We start from the raw sequence: 18,472 nt of genomic DNA, 5'->3' as shown, positions 1-18,472 counted from the left end.
CCTAAAGGGATGCCCGATTTTTTTTAAATAATTATCTGGGGCAGGGATAGGGCCCCTGGCTATCAGCGCATAAAAAGCAAAAGCGGCAGCACCGCCACCGTGAATTCCCGCAGGTAAGTGCGCAAGAGCTTCAGCGATTTTGTGAGGTGGTACTCCACGGCCTTGGGCGTGACGTGCAGGCGGGTGGCTATTTCCGCCACCGAGCGGTGCTCCAGGCGGCTCAGCTGGAACACCTCGCGCGACTTCTCGGGCAGCTGCTCCACGCCCCGCTGCAAGGCGGCCGATAGGTCGGCCACGGCCAGGGCTTCTTCGGTTTCGCGGGTGGCCTCGCCGGGCAGGGTGCGGCAGTAGTCGGCGTAGTGGGCGCGCACCCGGTGGGCGCGGATGTAGCCAATCACCCGGTGGCTGGTGGCGGCCAGCAAGTAGTGGTCCAGCTGCGCAATACTTTGCGTCTGCCGCTTGTGCCAAAGGGCAGCAAACAACTCTTGCACCACCTCTTCGGCCGCTTCCCGCGATTTCAGCTTGCGGTGGGCCAGGTCGAACACCCGCTGCCAGTGCCGCTCGTAGAGCGCGGCGAAGGCCCCCCGGCTACCCGTGGCCAAGGCGTCCAGCAGGGCAGCATCCGTCCACGAAACATAAGGCTGGGGTGGCGCAGAACTCACGAAGCGGTACTAATAATTAGAAGCCAGAGTAAGCATTACGGTAAATATACTTATCTGCAACGAAATAGTACCAACTGCCTGCGCAGTGCCAGCCAAGTTCCACACTGCTTCCAAACTAGGGCCCCCAGGCGCAGCACCGCTGCCCGGGGGCCCCAATTGGGCGCATGCCTACGCCGCGGCCGGGGCCTCGGCCAAGGCTCGCAACTGCTTGTTGATGAAGTCGATTTCTTCGAAGCTCAGTTGCACGTCGATGGCCCGGGCGTTTTGCACAGCCTGCTCGGGGTTGCGGGCCCCCACCAGCGCCACCGTGATGCCGGGCTGCGCCAGCGTCCAGCGCAGCACGAGTTGGCCGAGGGTGGCACCTTTGGTTTCGGCCAGGGGCCGAATCTTGTTCAGAAACTCGTTCACGCGGGCCACGCTCTCAGGCTGGAACAGCTTGTTGGTGCTGCGCAGGTCGCTGGCGTCGAAGTGCTGGCCGGGCTTCATCTTGCCCGTCAGCAGGCCCAGCTGCAAGGGGCTGTACACCAAGATGCCCTTGTTGTTGGCCTGGCAATACGGCACCACGTCCTTCTCAATGTCGCGCTTCAGCATGCTGTACGGCACCTGGTTGGAAGCCAGCTGGATGGTTTTCTCGGCTTCTTCCATCTGCGCCACCGAGTAGTTGCTCACGCCCGCGGCGCGCACTTTGCCCTGCTCGATGAGGCGCTGCACGGCCTCCATCGTTTCGTCGATCGGCGTGGTGGTGTCGGGCCAGTGCTGCTGGTAGAGGTCAATGTAATCGGTGCCCAGGCGCTGGAGGCTGTCCTCGCACTCCTTGATGATGCTGTCGCGGCTGGCGTACTTGTACACGTCGAGGTCGTGGCCCGCGTTGTCCTTGGTTTTCATGGCGAAGTCGCCCTTGTTCAAGTCCCAGCGCATGCCGAACTTGGTGAGCACCTGCACCTTGTCGCGCGGCAGGCTTTTTATGGCCTCGCCCACAATCTGCTCGCTCAGGCCCTGCCCGTAAATGGGCGCCGTGTCGATGCTGGTCACCCCCAGCTCGTAGCTGGCGTGGATGGCGCCCACGGCGTCGTTCTGCTCGGTGCCGCCCCACATCCAGCCGCCGGCCGCCCAGCTGCCAAACGTGATGCGCGAAACCTTGACGCCCGAGGCGCCCAATTCTTGAAATTCCATGGTGAAGTGCGGTAGGTAGAAAATGCAAAAGGCCCCCTAGGGCCCCAGCGTATTTAACCCAGTTTGGGGCCCCAGGGTTACCGCGCCGGGGCCCTGGCCCGGCAGCCCTGGGGCCCAACGCCAGCAAGCCCCGGCGCTGGCCGTTCAGGTGGGCACGGGGGCCCCAAAGCCACGGGTTGCCACCCAGCAGCCAGCTTTTTACCGGCTAATAAAATCCAATTAATAAAGTGATTTGTGCAACGTTGCCGCAATTAAATCCGTAAAAATGGGCACGATAGCAATGAGCCACGGCATTGCTACCATGCTGAAATACCCGTTTTTATCCGACGTTCAGTATTCTATTCCAACCCATTTTTTACTTTTTTCCATTTACATGTCTATCAAATCACTCGCTACTTCAGTAGCCGCCGCCGCCGTTATAAGCCTCTCGTTGGCCAGCTGCTCGCGTGGCGTCAGCGGCGTCAATTCCAGCGACCCGTACATTGCCGAGCAAGCCCGGCAGGCCCAGCAACTGCAAGACCAAGTGGACACCCAGAAGCGTTTGGTGGACACCGAGAAAGACCGCCTCAAGGCCCTGGAGCTTCAGCTCGACGGCGCCAAGAAAAACCTGAAAGGCCGCAAGGCTGCCGCCAAGATTTAATCGGTGGGGCCCCCGGCCGAACATTCGGCCGGGCCTCGCGTGTTATGCCGGCAATCGCCGCCCACCAGCGCCGCTGGGGGCGGTTTTTTGTTGCATCTGAAATTCTATAAGCGTTATGAAAGTTGAAATCTGGTCCGACGTGGTGTGCCCGTTTTGCTACATCGGCAAGCGCCGGTTTGAAGACGGCCTCCGGCAATTTGGCCACCCCGAGGCGGTGGAAGTGGTGTGGCGCAGCTTCGAGCTGACGCCAGACTTCCAGCCCGTGCCCGGCCAAAGCATCCACGACTCTCTGGCCGCTAAAAAAGGCGTGTCGCCCGCCGAGGGCCGCCGCATGAACGACCACATGACCGGCATCGCCCAGGAAGTGGGCCTGGCCTACGACTTCGAGCGCGCCGTGCCGGCCAACACGTTTCTGGCCCACCAGCTCGTGCACCTGGGGGCCCACCACGGCCGCCAAGACGCCACCAAGGAGCGCCTTATGGCCGCCTACTACACCCAGGGCCGCGACCTGAACGACCTCGAAACCTTGGTTGAACTGGGTGCTGAAGTGGGCCTCGACGCCGCCGAAATCCGCCAGGCGCTGGCCGCCGGCACCTACGCCGAAGCCGTGCGCTACGACGAGTACCAGGCCCAGCAGATTGGGGTGCGCGGCGTGCCGTTCTTTGTGTTCGAAGACAAATACGCCGTATCGGGGGCCCAACCGGCCGAGCTGTTTGCCGAGGTGCTGGGCAAAGTGTGGGACGAAGCCCAGGCCGCCAAGTCCCAGCTGGTGGCCGTGGCCGGCCAGGCCGACGGCCCCGCCTGCGGCCCCGACGGCTGCGACTAGGACGTTATAATTCTTGGCGCTGGACCAACCCGTGCTGAACCGCCGCCTGAGTCTTCAGCAGCTGCTAAAATAACGGGCCCCGCCAGCACTGGCGGGGCCCGTTTGGCGTTGGGGGCCCCGGGGGCTTCACTTTTTCGCCACCTGGCCGGGGGCCCTGTTTGGGGCCAGCGGCCCGATTCCTCACTAGCTTTCCCCCATGAACGCAAATTTTTCCCGGAATGGGGCCCTGGCGCTGCTCGCGGGCGGCGGCCTACTGGCGCTGGGGGCCGCCCGGCCCCGCCCGGCTGATGAGAGCATCCTGCAGCGGCTGGCCCGCCAGGTGAGCGAGTACTACGCCACCGTGCTGCCCGAAAAAGCCTACCTGCACCTCGACAAGCCGGTGTACGCCACCGGCGAAACCATCTGGTTCAGCGCCTACGTGGTAGACGGCCTGCGCCACCAGGCCGACTCGCTGAGCAAGGTGCTGTACGTTGACTTAGTGTCGCCGGAGCAGAAAATAGTGGCCCAGCGCACCCTGCGCCTGCAGGGCGGCCGCGCCTACGGCGACCTCGACGTGGCCGACACGCTGGCCGCCGGCACCTACCAGTTGCGCGCCTACACCAACTGGATGCGCAACGCCGGCGACGAGTTCGTGTTCAACCGGCGCTTGCAGGTGTGGGCCGCTTCGCCCTACACCGCCAACGCCCCGCCGCCGCCCACCCTGCGCCGCGCCGCCGCCGGCACCGCCGCCCTGCCCGCCGGCCGGCCCGACGTGCAGTTCTTCCCCGAGGGCGGGGCCCTGGTGGCCGGCCTGCCCGCCGTGGTGGCCTGCAAAGCCGTGGACGCCAACGGCCGCGGCGTGAACGTGAAGGCCCAGATAATGGACGACCGCAACGTGGCCGTGGTGGCCAATTTTGCCACCACGCACCTGGGCATGGGGCACTTCGCCCTCACGCCCGCCGCCGGCCAGCACTACCGCGCCCGGGTGGCCCTGCCCGGCGGCGGCACCGCCGACTACGCCCTGCCCGCCGTGCAAGCCAGCGGCTACGCCCTGCACGTAATCGACGCCGGCCCCGACTACACCGTGGAGGCCCGCTACCAGGGCCCCGCCGGGGCCCCCGCCCCCGGCCCGGTAATGCTGCTGACGGAGGTGCGCGGCTTTTTGGTGTACATGGCCCCGCGGCCCATCGGCACGGCCCCCGCTACTTGGAAGGTGGCCAAGGCCCGCTACCCCAACGGCATCCTGCACCTTACGCTGGTCGATGGGCAGGGCACGCCGCAGGCCGAGCGCCTGGCCTTCGTGCAAAACGGGCTGGCTGCCCTGCCCGCCGCCCTCACGCCCAGCCAAACCACCCCCTACGGCCTGCGGGCCCCGGTGCAGCTGAAGGTGAAGGTGGCCGACGCTGCCGGCCAACCCCTGGCCGGCACCAACTTCTCGGTGTCGGTGGTGGACGCGGCTTCGGCCAACCTCGACCCCACGGCCGAAACCGTGGCCTCGAACCTGCTGCTCACCTCCGACCTGGCGGGCTACGTGGAGGGCCCCGGCTACTACTTCCAAAACCCCACCGCGGCCACCGCCGGCGCCCTCGACGACCTGCTGCTCACGCAGGGCTGGCGGCGCTTCGTGTGGAAAAACGTGGTGAGCGGCCAGGCCGTGTACCTCGAATACCCCGCCGACCAGGCCCTGGCGCTGGGCGGGCAGGTGCTGAGCGAGCACGGCTACCGCCCCATTCCCAACAGCCAGCTCACGTTCATCGAAAGCCGGCCCGTCCGGCAGGTCACCACGGGCGTCACCAACGCCGCCGGCCGCTTCCGCTTCGTGGGCTTTGATGGGCGTGACACCGCCATCGTAACCTTGCAGGCCCGGCGCGCGCAGGGCGGCTCCAACGTCGTGATCCGGCCCGACACCGGCCCGTCGGTGGAGAAGCTGCGGCTGCCGCCGCTGCCCACCCCGCCCGCGGCCATCACCGACTACGTGAAGCGCAGCCGCCAGCAGCAGGCCGACGAGCACGAAATGGACCCCTCGCGGCACCCCGCCGGCATGGTGGCCCGCAACATTTTGCTCGACAACGTGGCCGTGACCGCCAAGCGCGTAGCTGTGCCCGCCGACGACCCCCGCCGCCTCTACGGAGCTACGGGCGGCACCGTGGTGGACTTTGCCAGCAACCCGACGGCGCAGTCGGGCCTGAGCGTGCTGCAGGTGCTGCAAGGGCGCGTGGCCGGCCTCACCATCAGCGGCAGCCCGCCCAACATGTCCATCCAAATCCGCAACCAGGGCACGCCGCAGTTCATCCTCGACGGCCAGCGGGTAGACGCCGACGTGATTAACACCCTCGTATCGACCGATATCCAATCGGTGGAGGTATTCAAGGGCAACGAAGCCGCTATTTTTGGTAGTAGCGGTGGCGTCATCGCCATCTACACCAAGCGCGCCGACCCCAAATACAAGGGTGCCGACAAGGGTCCCGCCCCGGGCATTGCCACCGTGCGGCTGCCCGGCTACTACCAGGCCCGCGAGTTCTACGCGCCCCGCTACGGGGCCCCTACGCTCACCGCCCCGGGCCCCGACCCGCGCCGCACGTCGCTCTACTGGAACCCCACGGCGCGCACCAACGCCGCCGGCGAGGCCTCGCTCACTTTCTTCACGGCCGACGTGAGCGGTACGTTCCGCGCCACCGTCGAGGGCGTCACGGCCGCGGGCCAGCCCGTGCGCGGCACCGCCACCGTAACGGTGCAAGGCAAGTAGCGCCGCCCCGGGCCCCAAAAGAAAAGGCCCTGCGCACGTGCGCAGGGCCTTTTCTTTTGGGGCGTTGCCGAAGATTATTTCTTCGCGCCGGGCTTCACGGCGGCGTTCTTGTGCATCGACTGCGGCGCATCGCTGGCCGTGGCCGTGCCCTGGTTGGCTGCCTTGGTGGTGGAGCTGGAACGTGAGGCGCGGTTAGCGCCCGTGGCGGGGGCCGTGTTCACTTTCTGGCCGGGCTTTACGCCGGCGTTTACCGGGCCGTTGGGCGCAGCGGTAGACGCCGAAGGCTGCCCGTAGGAATTATCGCCTTTGGGCTTGCTGGTGGTGCCGGCGGGCTTGCCCGACTGGGCCGATGCCGCGGTAATGCTGGCCGCCAGGGCGGCTAAAAGAAGGACCTTTTTCATAAAAAATAGGAGCGTGGGAATGCGAAAATCTTAGCTAAGCTTACGGCGTTCCGGCCGCCGCGTTGGGCCCCCAGGCCCTTCATTTCACGTCTTTCGCAAGCACTACGCCTCCACCAGTTCGGCACTGCCGAGCTCGGCCAGTACCTTTTTGGCCTGCGGGATGGACTTCACTTCTTCGAACGTAATCACCAGCTGCTCTTTACGTTCCTTCATGCTGGCGCTTCGGGCGTGGGTCTGCACGTAGTTGAGGATGTCGCCAAACTGGTCGCCCTGGAAGTACGCCTGGTGGTCGGGGCCCGCGGGCAGGTAGCCTTTCAGCGTGTCTCGCTTCAGCGTGAGCTTGGCAAAGCCCAGGCGGCCGGCCTGCCAGCGCAGCCGCACCAAGTCGGCCAGCTGCTCCACCTCGGCCGGTAGGGGCCCGAAGCGGTCCACCATACTGGCCAGCAGCTTGCGCAGGGCCTCGGGCTTCTCGGCCCGGTCGAGCTTGGCGTACAGCTGCAATCGCTCCGACACGTTGCTCACGTAGCGGTCCGGTATCAGCACTTGGCGGTCGGTTTCCACGCTGCACTCGTGGTTGCGGGCGGCCCCGGCGGCAGCTTGCAAGCGCTGGTTCGAGTCGCCCAGGAACAGGTCTTTAAACTCGGTTTCCTTGAGTTCACGCACCGCCTCGTCCAATATCTGGTGGTAGGTTTCGTAGCCCAGGTCGTTGATGAAGCCGCTCTGCTCGCCGCCCAGCAGGTTGCCGGCCCCCCGAATGTCGAGGTCGCGCATGGCCACGTTGAAGCCCGCGCCGAGGTCCGAAAACTCCTCCAGCGTGCTCAGGCGCTTGCGGGCGTCGGCGGGCAGGTTGGCCACGGGCGGCGTTAGCAAGTAGCAGTACGCCTTGCGGTTGGAGCGGCCCACGCGGCCCCGCATCTGGTGCAAGTCGCTGAGGCCGGCCAGGTGCGCGCGGTTGATGATGATGGTGTTGGCGTTCGGAATGTCGAGCCCGCTCTCGATGATGCTCGTGCTCACCAACACGTCGTACTCGCCCTCCACAAATTTCATCATGCGCTTTTCAAGCATGTCGCCCTCCATCTGGCCGTGGGCGTAGGTAATCTTGGCGTCGGGCACGAGGCGCAGGATCATGCCCGCCACTTCCTCTATGTCCTTGATGCGGTTGTGCACGAAAAACACCTGCCCGCCGCGCTTCAGCTCGCGTGCCACCGCATCGCGGATGATGAGCTCGTCGAACACGTGCAACTCGGTTTGCACCGGCTGGCGGTTGGGCGGCGGCGTGGCAATCACGCTCAAGTCCCGGGCCCCCATCAGCGAAAAGTGCAGCGTCCGCGGAATCGGTGTGGCCGAAAGCGTGAGCGTGTCCACGTTCACCTTCAGTTCCTTGAGCTTGTCCTTGGTCTTCACACCAAACTTTTGCTCTTCGTCGATGATGAGCAGCCCGAGGTCCTTGAAAACAATGTCCTTATTGGTGAGCCGGTGCGTGCCGATGAGGATGTCGGTTTTACCCTCCGCCACGCGCTGCAAGGTTTCCTTGATCTGCTTCGTGGTTTTGAAGCGGTTCACGTACTCCACCGTCACGGGCAGCGTGGCCAGCCGGTCGCGGAACGTCTTGTAGTGCTGCATCGCCAAAATGGTCGTCGGTACCAGCACCGCCGCCTGCTTGCCATCGGCCACGGCCTTGAACGCCGCCCGAATCGCCACTTCCGTCTTGCCGAAGCCCACGTCGCCGCACACCAAGCGGTCCATCGGGTGGGGCTGCTGCATGTCGTGCTTCACGTCCTCGGTGGCCTTGGCCTGGTCGGGTGTGTCCTCGTAAATGAAGCTCGATTCCAACTCGGCCTGCATGAAGCCATCAGCCGAAAACGCGAAGCCCGGGGCCGTCTTCCGCTTGGCATACAGTCGGATAAGGTCGGCCGCAATGTCCTTCACTTTCTTCTTGACTGCCCGCTTCTTGTTCTCCCACTCCGGCGAGCCCAGCTTGCTCATGCTCGGTGGGGCCCCCTCGGCGCCGCTGTACTTGGCAATTTTGTGCAGCGCGTGGATGCTCACCGTCAGCACGTCGTCGTCGCGGTACACCAGCCGGATGGCCTCCTGAATCTGCCCGTTGATGTCCACCTGCGTCAGGCCCGCGAACCGGGCAATGCCGTAGTCTTGGTGCGTCACGTAGTCGCCGGGCTGCAAGGTCTTCAGCTCGCGCAGCGTCAGCGCTTTTTTCTTCGAGAACTTCTTGGTTTCCTGGGCCCTGTAGTAGCGCTCAAACAGCTGGTGGTCGGTGTACACGGCCAGGCCCATCTGCTCGTCTACGTAGCCCTCGCGCAGGGCCAGCAGCAGGTGCTGGAACTGCACGTTGTTGTCAATCTCGTCGAAAATGGTGCGCAGCCGGTCGGCCTGCCGCACCGTATCGGCGGCAATTATCGTGGTGAAGTCGCGCACCTGGTTCTCGCGCAGATTCTTCGCCATGCGCGGGAATTCCTTATTAAAGCTCGGCTGCGGCTTGGCCGCAAACTGAAACGAATCGGCGTTCTTGAAGTGGAACCGCTTGCCAAACTCCACCACCGCAAACCCGTCGAGCGACTTCTTGAAGTTCTTGCCCGACTCGAACAAGTCGGCCGGCTTGCTCACAATCTGCATCCCGCCGCCCTCGCCCAGCATCGCCTGGAAGTTGGTTTCTGCCTTCTCAAACAAGTCCGCCACCACGTCCAGCGTCTGGCGCACGTCCTTCACCCACAGGCAGGCTGTGGGGGGCAAAAACTCAAAAAATGCCTCCCGCTTTTCCTGCAACAGCTTGGTTTGCACGTTCGGAATGATGCTCACCTGCGGCCGCGGTTCCACCGAGAGCTGCGTTTCGGGGTTGAACGTGCGGATGCTCTCAATCTCGTCGCCGAACAATTCCAGCCGAAACGGCAGGTCGTTGGCGTAGCTGAACACGTCCACGATGCCGCCGCGCACGGCGTATTGGCCGGCTTCGTACACAAAATCCGTCTTCTCAAAATCGTACTCGCCCAGCAGTTCGCCCAAGAAATTCACGTCCAGCTTGTCGCCCGTCTTGGCCGTGAACGTGTTCTTTACCAGGCTCTGGCGGTTGATGACCTTCTCCGTCAGGGCCTCCGGGTACGTAGCGATGAAAACGCCCTGGCCCGCCGCGCCGCCGCGCACCGTGTTGAGGCGGTTCAGGGCCTCGGCGCGCATCAGCACGTTGGCATTCTCGGTTTCGTCGAACTGGTAGGGCCGCTTGTACGAGCTGGGGAACAGCAGCGCCTCGCTGCCCTCGGGCAGCAAGTGCTGCAAATCGGCCAAGAAATAAGCTGCTTCCTCTTTGTCGTGCAGCACAAACACGTGGGCGTGCTGGGGGTTGGCGGCCGCGGCGGCCACCACCGCGTCTTGGCTGCCCACCAGGCCGCGCAGGTGCAGGCGCACACCACCGGGGGCCGGCTTGGCGGCCTCGCGCAGGCGGGCCGCCAGGGTTTGGATTTCGGGCGAGAGGCGGTATAAACGCAGAAAGTCAACTACTTGCACAACGGGCGGGGCTAGGCGAAAACACGTACAGCAGCCCGGCCGGAACGCGTTCCGGCCGGGCTGGCCCCTTCAATACACCCGGGGCCCAACGAAGGTTTCCGGGGCCCCCGCGGGCGGGCCGCGTAGCTTTGCGCCCCTTTTATTGTTAGTCAATTTTTAGTGCGCGGATCTTCTCATCTAGCCATCGGCCTGATTACGGGCGTGGCCATCGCCGGGCTGGTTCCGGGCGTGCCGGCGTCGCTGGCCGGCGTGGCCCTGGCTGGCTTCTCGGCCCTGGCCCCCGACCTCGACCACCCCGAAAGCCGCCTGAGCCAGCGCCTGGGCTTTGCGCAGCACTACGTGCGCTGGGCCTTCGTGGCGGCGGCGCTGGTCATTGCTACCTATAGCTATTTGCACCTGCACGTGGGCGGCGGGCAGCGCTTGTACTACCTTATTGCCCTGGGCTTTGCGCTGCTGGGGGCGGGCTTGCAGGGGGGCTCCACGCGGCGGCTAGCGCTGCTCTTCACGGGGTTGGGCACGGGCGTGGCGGGCCTCTACGCCGGGCAGGTGTGGCTGAGCTTGCTGGGCGCGTTCATCGCCCTGGCGCCCTTCACCAGCCACCGCTCCTGGACGCACACCATCTGGGCCACTGCCTTCTGGACCTACATCGGCTACCTGGCCGAGCACCACCTGGGCTGGCGCGGCGTGGCCCTGTTTGCGGGCACCGGCTACGCCTCGCACCTCGTGGCCGACACCCTCACCAAAGCGGGCGTGCGCTGGCTGTTTCCGCTGCTCAACTATGCCTTTAAAGTACCACTTATCCGCACGGGCTCGGCCGCCGGCAACGTGCTCGAAGTAAGTATTTGCGCTGGCTACGCGCTGCTGGTGCTGGGCCTGATAATGGGCAAAATAGGATTTTAGCTGCTATTTTCTGTGCTTCGGGTGTAAAAGAAACCGGCAATCGGTTGCATTAGTCGGCAAGGGCTATTAGCTTCGCAGCGGATATGTGCGGAAGGGGCGGGAGGCAATTGCCGATTTATACGTTATTTCTTCGTTATTAATTGGTTCTGCTGGCCCGGGCCACGCTTAATTAGTCACTATAACTATTAATTAATGGCCCGCTGGGGCCCCCAGCCGGCCCGGTTCTCGGCCGCCGGCTCTCCCCCACCCACTCCTGACCCGCTCCGTTCCGCGCCGCCGCTTTGGCCCGCGCAGCGGGGCCCTGTCCGCCTGTCTCACCTAAAACGTCTCTCATTTACTAATATTTTACTACCCCATCCGCATGAACCAGATGAATAGCCCCCTGATTCGCGTCGGCGTGTTTTACGACGGCAATTATTTTTTAAAAATCAGCGACTATTACTATTTCCAGCACGAGCGGAAGGCGCGCATCAGCCTCGAAGGCCTGCACGAGTTTATCCGCCACCAGGTGGCCGAGGAAGAGGACGTAGATGTGCGCCTGGCGCAGATTACCGACGCGCACTTCTTCCGAGGCCGCCTCTCGGCCACCGAGGCCCGCGACAAAGACCGCCTGTTTCACGACCGCCTGCTCGACGATATTTTGATGAACCTGGGCGTGAGCACCCACTACATGCCCCTGAAAACCCGCGACGGCCGCTTGCAGGAAAAGGGCATCGACGTGTGGCTATCGCTGGAGGCCCTGGAGCTGGCCCTGCACAAAACCCTCGACGTGGTGGTGCTCATCGCCGGCGACTCGGACTACGTGCCCCTCATCCGCAAGCTCAACACCGTGGGCACCCGCGTGATGCTGCTGAACTGGGACTTCAAGTACGAAGACTTCAAGGGCGAAACCCGCGTGACGCGCGCCTCGCAGCAGCTGCTGGAGCAGGTGACCTACCCCGTGGCCATGCACGCCGTGATTGACCGCGGCCTGACCGCACAGGACGAAGTAGTGGAGGCCCTGTTCGTGAGCCAGTCGGAGCCGGCCGCGTTTGCCCCCAGCACCATGGCTGCCGCCACCGCCGCCCCCAAGCCCGCCCGCCCCAACGGCCCCACCGCCGCGGGCCCCGTGGGTACCACCGGCATGAGCACCATCAAGAACCTGAAAAACGGCTTCGGCTTCGTGGTGATGCCGCCCAACAATTTGTTCTTCAGCTACGCCGACCTCACCGAGGGCGACTTCAACGACCTGCGCGAGGGCGACTGGGTGGAGTTCACGGTGGGCCGCAACCACCGCGACGAGGACTGCGCCCGCAACGTGCGCAAGGTAACGGCCCCCCAGCTGTCGGAAACCGACGACTACGAGCCCGAATCCGAGCCCGATCTGCAAACGGTGCCCGTTGAGCTGTAAGCCAGTTTGGTATAAATATGTAAAAGCGCCGCGGGGCCCCCGCGGCGCTTTTTCTTTTGGCGCCCCCGCCGCGGGCTACCGAATGTGGTCGGATTGGGGGCCCCGGAGCAGATCGGCAAAGTCGCGCTTGCTGGCCGGGTAGCGGTTGAAGGTGCCCAGGCCGCGGGCCACGGCCACATCGGGGGCCCCGGCCACCACCCGGTATACCACGCAGCTGCTCACCAGCAGGCGCTGGCCGGTGTGCTCCACGCGGCCTTCGGCGCGCAGCTCGTCGTGCAGGTGCACGGGGTGCAAGTAGTTCATCTTAAACTCGACGGTAGCCACCAGTTCCTGGGTGGTGAAGGCCAGCGTGAGGGCCGCCGCGCCGAGGGCCGCGTCCATGAGGCCGGCCAGCACGCCGCCGTGGCACGTGTTCGGTGACGACAAATGCTCGGGAAGCACGCGCATCCGGTAGTCGGCCTGGCCGGGGCCCGGCACGGCCAGCACCATGCCGTTGGCGCGGCCGTAGCGGTTGATTTGGTTGTACACGGCCACCATGGCGGCCAGGTCGGGGAGGGGAGGCATGGGGCGGAAGGTAAGCAACAACCGCCGGGGCCCCGGCGGCGCGGGCAACGCCCGGCGGCCCGGCGCGTACTACAAGGCCGTTTCGGCCGGCCGGAGCCCCGGGGCTGGGCGCAAAGAAGCACCCGGGCCCCGGCTATCTTCGCGCCGGGTGGCGGCCGCTTCATCCGTACTTTAATTTAAAATTCCGACATGGCATCCTTCGATATCGTGAGCAAAGTAGACCCGCAAACCCTCGAAAACGCGGTGAATACGGCCCAAAAAGAACTTCTTACCCGCTACGACCTGCGCGACACCAAAGGCGGCATCGAGCTCAACAAGAAAGAAAACACCATCCTGCTGTCCTCCGAAAACTCGATGCGCGTGAAGGCCCTCGAAGATATTTTGCTGGGCCGCGTGGTGAAGCAGGGCATCGACGGCACAAGCCTCGACTTCACGGCCGACGAGCAGCCCAGCGGCCAGCTCATCAAAAAAACCATCAAGGTGCGCGCCGGCGTGGACAAAGATTTCGGCCGCAAAATCATCAAGGCCATTAAGGACGCCAAGGTGAAGGTAGAGGCCCAAATGCAGGACGACCAGGTACGCGTTACGGCCAAAAAAATCGACGACTTACAGGCCGCCATTGCCGTGCTGCGCCGCTCCGACATCGGCTTGCCGCTGCAGTTCGTAAACATGAAAAGCTAAAAATGTGAAATGAGGCGATGTGAAATGTGCGAAATAGCTGGTCTGCTTGCCGTCACATTTTTCACATTTTCACGTTCTTGCATCTTCACATTTGATTTATGTACGACTTCTCCGCCTTCGGGCAACTGCAAACCTGGATTAGCCTGCTGACCCTCACGTTCATGGAAATCGTGCTGGGCATCGACAACATCATCTTCATTTCCATCGTCGTGAACCTGCTGCCGCGCGAGCAGCAGCCCCGCGGGCGCACCATTGGCTTGCTGTTGGCCCTGGTGTTCCGCATCGCCTTGCTCACCAGTATTTCGTGGCTTGTGAGCCTGCGGGCCCCGCTCTTCACGCTGCCCATTCAGACGGAAGAGGGCCCCTTCGGCGTCACAGGCCGCGATCTGATTTTGATGGCCGGGGGCTTGTTCTTGCTTTACAAGAGCATCGTGGAGATCTACGAAAAGCTGCAAGGCCACGACGACGACACGGCCGGCACTGGCAAGGCCGGCACCACAATGGCGGGCGTCATTGTGCAAATCGTCATCATCGACATTGTGTTCAGCTTCGACTCCATCCTCACGGCCGTGGGCCTGGTAAGCAACGTGCTGGTGATGATTGCCGCCGTGGTGCTGGCCATGGGCATCATGCTGGCCTTCTCGGGCGTGGTGGCCGATTTTGTGAACCGCAACCCCAGCATTAAAGTGCTGGCCCTAGCCTTTTTGATTATGATCGGGGGTATGCTGGTGCTCGAAGCCGCCCACCAGGAGGTGCCCAAGGGCTATGTGTACTTCGCCATGTTCTTCTCGCTCGTAGTGGAGCTGCTGAACATGCGGATGCGCAAAAACATGGACGCCGTGCAGCTGCGCAACTCAGAATACGAGTAGCGCCTGCATGGCAAAAGTGCTAAAAGCGGTGGGGCCCCCAGGGGCCCCACCGCTTTTTTGTTAGGCCGCGGCCAGGGCCCCCACGGCCGCCGCCTGGCCCAGCACCCGCTGCCGGGCCAGCTCCAGCAGGCGCCGGTTTAGCTCGGGGCGCTGGGTGCGGTAGTAGGCGTATTCGGCGGCCGTGAACAGGGCCGTGGCCAAGCCAATGATGGTGTAGCGCAGCTTGGTGTTGCGGCCCAGCAGTTCGGCCAGTAGGCGCTGCTGGGTGGGGGCGTCGGCGGTGGCCAGCGCGATGTGGTGGTCGCGCACGAAGTCGGCCACGGCGGCCAGCAGCAGCGCATTTTGCAGCTTCAGCACGGGGCGCAGCGTGGCGTGCAGGAAGTCGCCCACGGTATCGAGGGCCGCGTCGGCGGGCGTTTCGGTGGGCACCAGGGGGCGCAGGGCACGCAGCTGGTCGTCGGAGCGAAGAAAATCGGGCATGGGTTAGGGCAGGGGAAAAGCGGGCTGGGGCGTTATACCACGCCCAGCTTCACCAGTACGTCCCAGAGCACCACGCCGGCGGCCACGCCCACGTTCAGCGAGTGCTTGGTGCCGAACTGTGGGATTTCCACGGCCACGTCGCACAGGGCCAGTACGGCGTCGTCGACGCCGAATACCTCGTTGCCCAGCACCAGGGCCAGCGGCCGGCCCGGCTCGGGCCGAAACTGCGGCAGCGGCACGCTGCCCGTGGTTTGCTCCACGGCCACTACTTGGTAACCAGCCGCTTTTAGGGCCCCCACGGCGTCGGCCGTTTCGGGGGCGTATTCCCAGGCCACGGCGGCCTCGCTGCCCAGGGCCGTTTTGGTGATTTCGCGGTGCGGCGGCCGCCCGGTGATGCCGCAGAGCCAGATTTTTTCGAGCGCAAAAGCGTCGGCGGTGCGGAACACGGCGCCCACGTTGTGCAGGCTGCGCACGTTGTCCATCACCAAAACCACGGGGCTTTTGGGCGTACTTTTGAAGTCGGCCACCGCCACGCGGTTCAGCTCGGCCATGGTAAGTTTTCGCATGGCCAAAGGTAGGAACGTGCCGCGGCGCGTTCCGCGTTAGGGGCCCTGGGGCCCCGCCGGGGCCCCCGCCGCCCGCTCCTCATTGCCTCCACACTGCCCGAAGCCCCGGCTTCGCGCCCAGGTTTTTTCGCCTTGTCCGCTCCCAAAAAAGAATTCGTCATCAAGTCCGTGGGCCCCGACCACTTCACCGCCGCGCCGGTGATCGACACGCCCCTGATGAAGCAGTATTACCAGCTCAAAACCCAGTACCCGGGCGCGGTGCTGCTGTTTCGGGTGGGCGATTTTTACGAAACCTTCGGCGAGGACGCCGTGACGGCCAGCCGCATCCTCGACATCACCCTCACCAAGCGCGGGGGCGGCACGCCCAGTGAAGTACCTCTGGCCGGCTTCCCGCATCACTCGCTCGACACGTACCTGCCCAAGCTGGTGCGCGCCGGCCAGCGCGTGGCCATCTGCGACCAGCTCGAAGACCCCAAGCAAGCCAAGGGTTTGGTCAAAAGAGGAATAACGGAGCTGGTGACGCCCGGCGTGAGCCTGCACGACAACGTGCTGGAGCGCCGCGCCAACAACTACCTGGCTGCCATTCACTTCGGCAAAGCCGAGGCCGGTATTTCGTTCCTCGACATCAGCACCGGCGAGTTCCTGGTGGCCCAGGGCGACATCGGCTACCTCGGCAAGCTGCTGCAAAACTTCGGGCCCGCCGAGGTGCTGTTTTGCAAGCAGAACCGGAGCGATTTTGAGCGGCACTTCGGCCCCGATTTCTGCACGTATGCGCTGGATGAGTGGGTGTTCGGGCCCGACTACGCCCACGACACGCTCACGCGCCACTTCCGCACTACCTCGCTCAAGGGCTTCGGGGTTGATAACCTGAAGGAGGGCGTGATTGCCGCCGGCTGCATCCTGCACTACCTGGCCGAAACCAAGCACGCCAACCTCAGCCACATCGCCAGCCTGGGCCGCCTGGAAGAGGACAAGTACGTGTGGCTCGACCGCTTCACGGTGCGCAACCTGGAGCTGATTCAGGCCCAGCACCCCGGCGGCGTGCCCCTGATTGACATATTAGACCAGACGTTGACGCCGATGGGGGCCCGGCTGCTGCGCAAATGGGTGGTGCTGCCGCTCAAGGAAGCGGGCCAGATCCAGCGCCGCCTCGACACCGTGGGGGCCCTGGTGGCCGACGAGGACCTGCTGGCCGACCTGACGCAGCACCTGCGCCAAATCAATGATTTAGAGCGCCTCATCAGCAAAGTGGCCGTGCGTCGCGTGAATCCCCGCGAGCTGCTCCAGTTGGCCCGGGCCCTGGAGGCCGTGGAGCCCATGCGCGCTCGCCTGGCCGCATCCGGCGTGCGGGCCCTCGAAAAGCTGGCCGACCAGCTCAATCCCTGCCTGGCGTTGCGCAAAGAGATTCAGGCCAAAATCAAGGCCGATGCGCCCTTGCTCACCAACCAGGGCGGCGTGCTAAACGATGGCGTGGACGCGGAGCTGGACGAGCTGCGCGGGCTGGCGTTTTCGGGCAAAGACTACCTCTTGCAGCTGCAAGTGCGCGAGCAGCGCAACACGGGCATCTCGTCGCTGAAAGTAGCTTACAACAAGGTGTTTGGCTACTACCTGGAAGTCACCAACGCCCACAAGGACAAGGTGCCCGCCGAATGGATTCGCAAGCAGACGCTGGTGAACGCCGAGCGCTACGTAACCGAGGAGCTGAAAACCTACGAGGAAAAAATCCTCCACGCCGAGGAGCAATTGTTCGTCATTGAGCAGCGCATCTACACCGATTTGGTGCTGAGCGCGCTTGACTTCGTGCCCCAGATTCAGCAAAACGCCCGCGCCATCGGCGTGATGGACTGCCTGGCCAGCTTTGCCCTCACGGCCCGCCAGCACCGCTACGTGCGCCCCATCGTGAACGACGGCACCGTGCTCGACATCAAGCAGGGCCGCCACCCGGTGATTGAGCGCCAGCTGCCGCCCGGCGAAAGCTACATCCCCAACGACATCTGCCTCGACCAGACCGACCAGCAGATTGTGGTGATTACGGGCCCCAATATGGCCGGCAAGTCGGCCCTGCTGCGTCAGACGGCCCTCATTGTCTTGCTGGCCCAAATCGGCTCCTTCGTGCCCGCCGAAAGCGCCACGGTGGGCATCATCGACAAGATTTTTACCCGCGTGGGGGCCTCCGACAACCTGAGCAAGGGCGAGAGTACCTTCATGGTGGAGATGACCGAAACCGCCTCCATCCTCAACAACCTCTCGGATAGAAGCTTGGTGCTGATGGACGAAATTGGCAGGGGAACAAGTACTTACGACGGAATCAGCATTGCCTGGGCCATCGTCGAGCACCTGCACAACAACCCCAAAGCCAAGGCCAAAACCCTCTTTGCCACCCATTACCACGAGCTGAACCAGCTGGCCGACGACTGCCCCCGGGTGCGCAACTACAACGTGGCCGTGAAGGAAGCCGACGGCCGCATCCTGTTCCTGCGCAAGCTGCAGGCCGGTGGCTCCGAGCACAGCTTCGGCATCCACGTGGCGCGGCTGGCCGGCATGCCCACCGCCGTGGTGCTGCGGGCCAACGAAATCATGCACCACCTCGAAGTGGAGCGCACCAGCGCCGGCGCCGACGACGCAGGGGCCCCCGCCGTGCCCGCTGTCGCCCCGGTGGAGGGGCCCCAGGCGGCCCAGCCCCGGCCCCGCGCCACCTCGGCGGTGGCCACTGCCCCGCGCCCCCAGCTCCAGCTGAGCATGTTTGAGCCCGGCGACCCGGCCCTGGAACGCCTGCGCGAGCTGCTCCAAAACCTCGACGTGAACACCCTCACGCCCATCGAAGCGCTGCTAAAACTGAACGAATTGAAGCTGGCGCTGGGCCCCGCATAAATTTTTCAGGCTGAAAATGAGCCCCAAAGCTATGCCAGGGGCAAGTTTTTGGGCCCCGGGCTTGCCTCCTGACAAAATCCCCCTACCTTTGTGAAACCATTAGCCGCTACGCTAGTCGCAGCGGTACTCAAGCGAGAGTAGCTCAGTTGGTAGAGCGCGACCTTGCCAAGGTCGAGGTCGCGAGTTCGAACCTCGTCTCCCGCTCCAA

At 64.1% G+C, this 18,472-nt stretch carries 15 protein-coding genes and 1 tRNA gene; 9 read left to right on the top strand and 7 right to left on the bottom strand.

Annotated elements, in window-relative coordinates:
• Positions 1–62: 62 nt before the first annotated feature.
• Together EAH73_RS19455 and EAH73_RS19450 are read right to left on the bottom strand one after the other, a co-directional pair.
• Positions 63–662: an RNA polymerase sigma-70 factor gene (locus EAH73_RS19455; protein WP_140469094.1), complete on the bottom strand. Its 600-nt coding sequence runs from the start codon at positions 660–662 to the stop codon at positions 63–65.
• Positions 663–830: 168 nt separating this feature from the next.
• Positions 831–1,835 carry an aldo/keto reductase gene (locus tag EAH73_RS19450; RefSeq protein ID WP_140469093.1) on the bottom strand — a complete coding sequence of 335 codons (1,005 nt, stop codon included), beginning with the start codon at positions 1,833–1,835 and terminating at the stop codon, positions 831–833.
• Positions 1,836–2,208: 373 nt separating this feature from the next.
• On the opposite strand from EAH73_RS19450, the gene EAH73_RS19445 reads away from it, so the two are divergent.
• The 3 genes from EAH73_RS19445 (at position 2,209) to EAH73_RS19435 (ending at position 6,026) form a co-directional block, all read left to right on the top strand.
• The gene (locus EAH73_RS19445; protein ID WP_140469092.1) at positions 2,209–2,475 is read left to right on the top strand and encodes a hypothetical protein; all 267 of its coding nucleotides are present in this window, start codon (positions 2,209–2,211) and stop codon (positions 2,473–2,475) included.
• Positions 2,476–2,590: 115 nt separating this feature from the next.
• Positions 2,591–3,301 (top strand): DsbA family oxidoreductase, encoded by a 711-nt coding sequence (locus EAH73_RS19440; RefSeq protein WP_140469091.1) that lies wholly within the window; start codon positions 2,591–2,593, stop codon positions 3,299–3,301.
• Positions 3,302–3,497: 196 nt separating this feature from the next.
• Positions 3,498–6,026, top strand: a complete 2,529-nt coding sequence (locus tag EAH73_RS19435) for a TonB-dependent receptor plug domain-containing protein (protein WP_140469090.1) — start codon at positions 3,498–3,500, stop codon at positions 6,024–6,026.
• Between the two features lie 74 nt (positions 6,027–6,100).
• Here EAH73_RS19435 and EAH73_RS19430 read toward each other — a convergent pair whose 3' ends face one another.
• Both EAH73_RS19430 and mfd read right to left on the bottom strand, forming a co-directional pair.
• On the bottom strand, positions 6,101–6,427 hold the full coding sequence (locus EAH73_RS19430; protein WP_140469089.1) for a hypothetical protein: 327 nt from the start codon (positions 6,425–6,427) through the stop codon (positions 6,101–6,103).
• 102 nt (positions 6,428–6,529) lie between these two features.
• Positions 6,530–9,943 (bottom strand): transcription-repair coupling factor, encoded by a 3,414-nt coding sequence (gene mfd / locus EAH73_RS19425; RefSeq protein ID WP_140469088.1) that lies wholly within the window; start codon positions 9,941–9,943, stop codon positions 6,530–6,532.
• A 159-nt stretch (positions 9,944–10,102) separates the two neighbouring features.
• On the opposite strand from mfd, the gene EAH73_RS19420 reads away from it, so the two are divergent.
• Complete coding sequence (locus tag EAH73_RS19420; protein ID WP_161599613.1) at positions 10,103–10,843, top strand: metal-dependent hydrolase; 741 nt, start codon at positions 10,103–10,105, stop codon at positions 10,841–10,843.
• A 361-nt stretch (positions 10,844–11,204) separates the two neighbouring features.
• The gene (locus EAH73_RS19415) at positions 11,205–12,233 is read left to right on the top strand and encodes an NYN domain-containing protein (protein WP_140469086.1); all 1,029 of its coding nucleotides are present in this window, start codon (positions 11,205–11,207) and stop codon (positions 12,231–12,233) included.
• A 75-nt stretch (positions 12,234–12,308) separates the two neighbouring features.
• Here the strand turns inward: EAH73_RS19415 and EAH73_RS19410 are convergent, their stop codons facing one another.
• Positions 12,309–12,797, bottom strand: coding sequence for a PaaI family thioesterase (locus EAH73_RS19410; RefSeq protein WP_140469085.1), 489 nt, complete (start codon positions 12,795–12,797; stop codon positions 12,309–12,311).
• Between the two features lie 189 nt (positions 12,798–12,986).
• On the opposite strand from EAH73_RS19410, the gene EAH73_RS19405 reads away from it, so the two are divergent.
• Positions 12,987–13,478 carry a YajQ family cyclic di-GMP-binding protein gene (locus tag EAH73_RS19405; protein WP_140469084.1) on the top strand — a complete coding sequence of 164 codons (492 nt, stop codon included), beginning with the start codon at positions 12,987–12,989 and terminating at the stop codon, positions 13,476–13,478.
• Between the two features lie 98 nt (positions 13,479–13,576).
• Positions 13,577–14,347: a TerC family protein gene (locus EAH73_RS19400; protein WP_140469083.1), complete on the top strand. Its 771-nt coding sequence runs from the start codon at positions 13,577–13,579 to the stop codon at positions 14,345–14,347.
• A gap of 60 nt (positions 14,348–14,407) precedes the next feature.
• On the opposite strand, the gene EAH73_RS19395 is transcribed toward EAH73_RS19400, so the two are convergent.
• Together EAH73_RS19395 and EAH73_RS19390 are read right to left on the bottom strand one after the other, a co-directional pair.
• Positions 14,408–14,827, bottom strand: a complete 420-nt coding sequence (locus tag EAH73_RS19395; RefSeq protein WP_140469082.1) for a hypothetical protein — start codon at positions 14,825–14,827, stop codon at positions 14,408–14,410.
• A 32-nt stretch (positions 14,828–14,859) separates the two neighbouring features.
• On the bottom strand, positions 14,860–15,393 hold the full coding sequence (locus tag EAH73_RS19390; RefSeq protein ID WP_140469081.1) for an RNA methyltransferase: 534 nt from the start codon (positions 15,391–15,393) through the stop codon (positions 14,860–14,862).
• Between the two features lie 216 nt (positions 15,394–15,609).
• On the opposite strand from EAH73_RS19390, the gene mutS reads away from it, so the two are divergent.
• Positions 15,610–18,264, top strand: coding sequence for a DNA mismatch repair protein MutS (gene mutS / locus EAH73_RS19385; protein ID WP_140469179.1), 2,655 nt, complete (start codon positions 15,610–15,612; stop codon positions 18,262–18,264).
• A gap of 131 nt (positions 18,265–18,395) precedes the next feature.
• A tRNA-Gly gene (locus EAH73_RS19380) sits at positions 18,396–18,471 on the top strand.
• Position 18,472 lies beyond the last annotated feature (1 nt).

The sequence above is a fragment of the Hymenobacter nivis genome, from assembly GCF_006439025.1.
GTDB classification, from domain to species: Bacteria; Bacteroidota; Bacteroidia; order Cytophagales; family Hymenobacteraceae; genus Hymenobacter; species Hymenobacter nivis_A.
Note: the sequence above shows the minus strand (reverse complement) of the source record. Positions and strands in the feature narration are given on the sequence as shown.

Bases quoted from the DNA above. Each gene is read 5' to 3' on its own strand.
- EAH73_RS19430 (WP_140469089.1), bottom strand. From the start codon at position 6,427: ATGAAAAAGGTCCTTCTTTTAGCCGCCCTGGCGGCCAGCATTACCGCG.
- EAH73_RS19435 (WP_140469090.1), top strand. From the start codon at position 3,498: ATGAACGCAAATTTTTCCCGGAATGGGGCCCTGGCGCTGCTCGCGGGC.
- EAH73_RS19390 (WP_140469081.1), bottom strand. From the start codon at position 15,393: ATGCGAAAACTTACCATGGCCGAGCTGAACCGCGTGGCGGTGGCCGAC.
- EAH73_RS19405 (WP_140469084.1), top strand. From the start codon at position 12,987: ATGGCATCCTTCGATATCGTGAGCAAAGTAGACCCGCAAACCCTCGAA.
- EAH73_RS19445 (WP_140469092.1), top strand. From the start codon at position 2,209: ATGTCTATCAAATCACTCGCTACTTCAGTAGCCGCCGCCGCCGTTATA.
- EAH73_RS19440 (WP_140469091.1), top strand. From the start codon at position 2,591: ATGAAAGTTGAAATCTGGTCCGACGTGGTGTGCCCGTTTTGCTACATC.
- EAH73_RS19450 (WP_140469093.1), bottom strand. From the start codon at position 1,835: ATGGAATTTCAAGAATTGGGCGCCTCGGGCGTCAAGGTTTCGCGCATC.
- EAH73_RS19395 (WP_140469082.1), bottom strand. From the start codon at position 14,827: ATGCCCGATTTTCTTCGCTCCGACGACCAGCTGCGTGCCCTGCGCCCC.
- EAH73_RS19410 (WP_140469085.1), bottom strand. From the start codon at position 12,797: ATGCCTCCCCTCCCCGACCTGGCCGCCATGGTGGCCGTGTACAACCAA.
- EAH73_RS19400 (WP_140469083.1), top strand. From the start codon at position 13,577: ATGTACGACTTCTCCGCCTTCGGGCAACTGCAAACCTGGATTAGCCTG.
- EAH73_RS19415 (WP_140469086.1), top strand. From the start codon at position 11,205: ATGAACCAGATGAATAGCCCCCTGATTCGCGTCGGCGTGTTTTACGAC.
- mutS (WP_140469179.1), top strand. From the start codon at position 15,610: ATGAAGCAGTATTACCAGCTCAAAACCCAGTACCCGGGCGCGGTGCTG.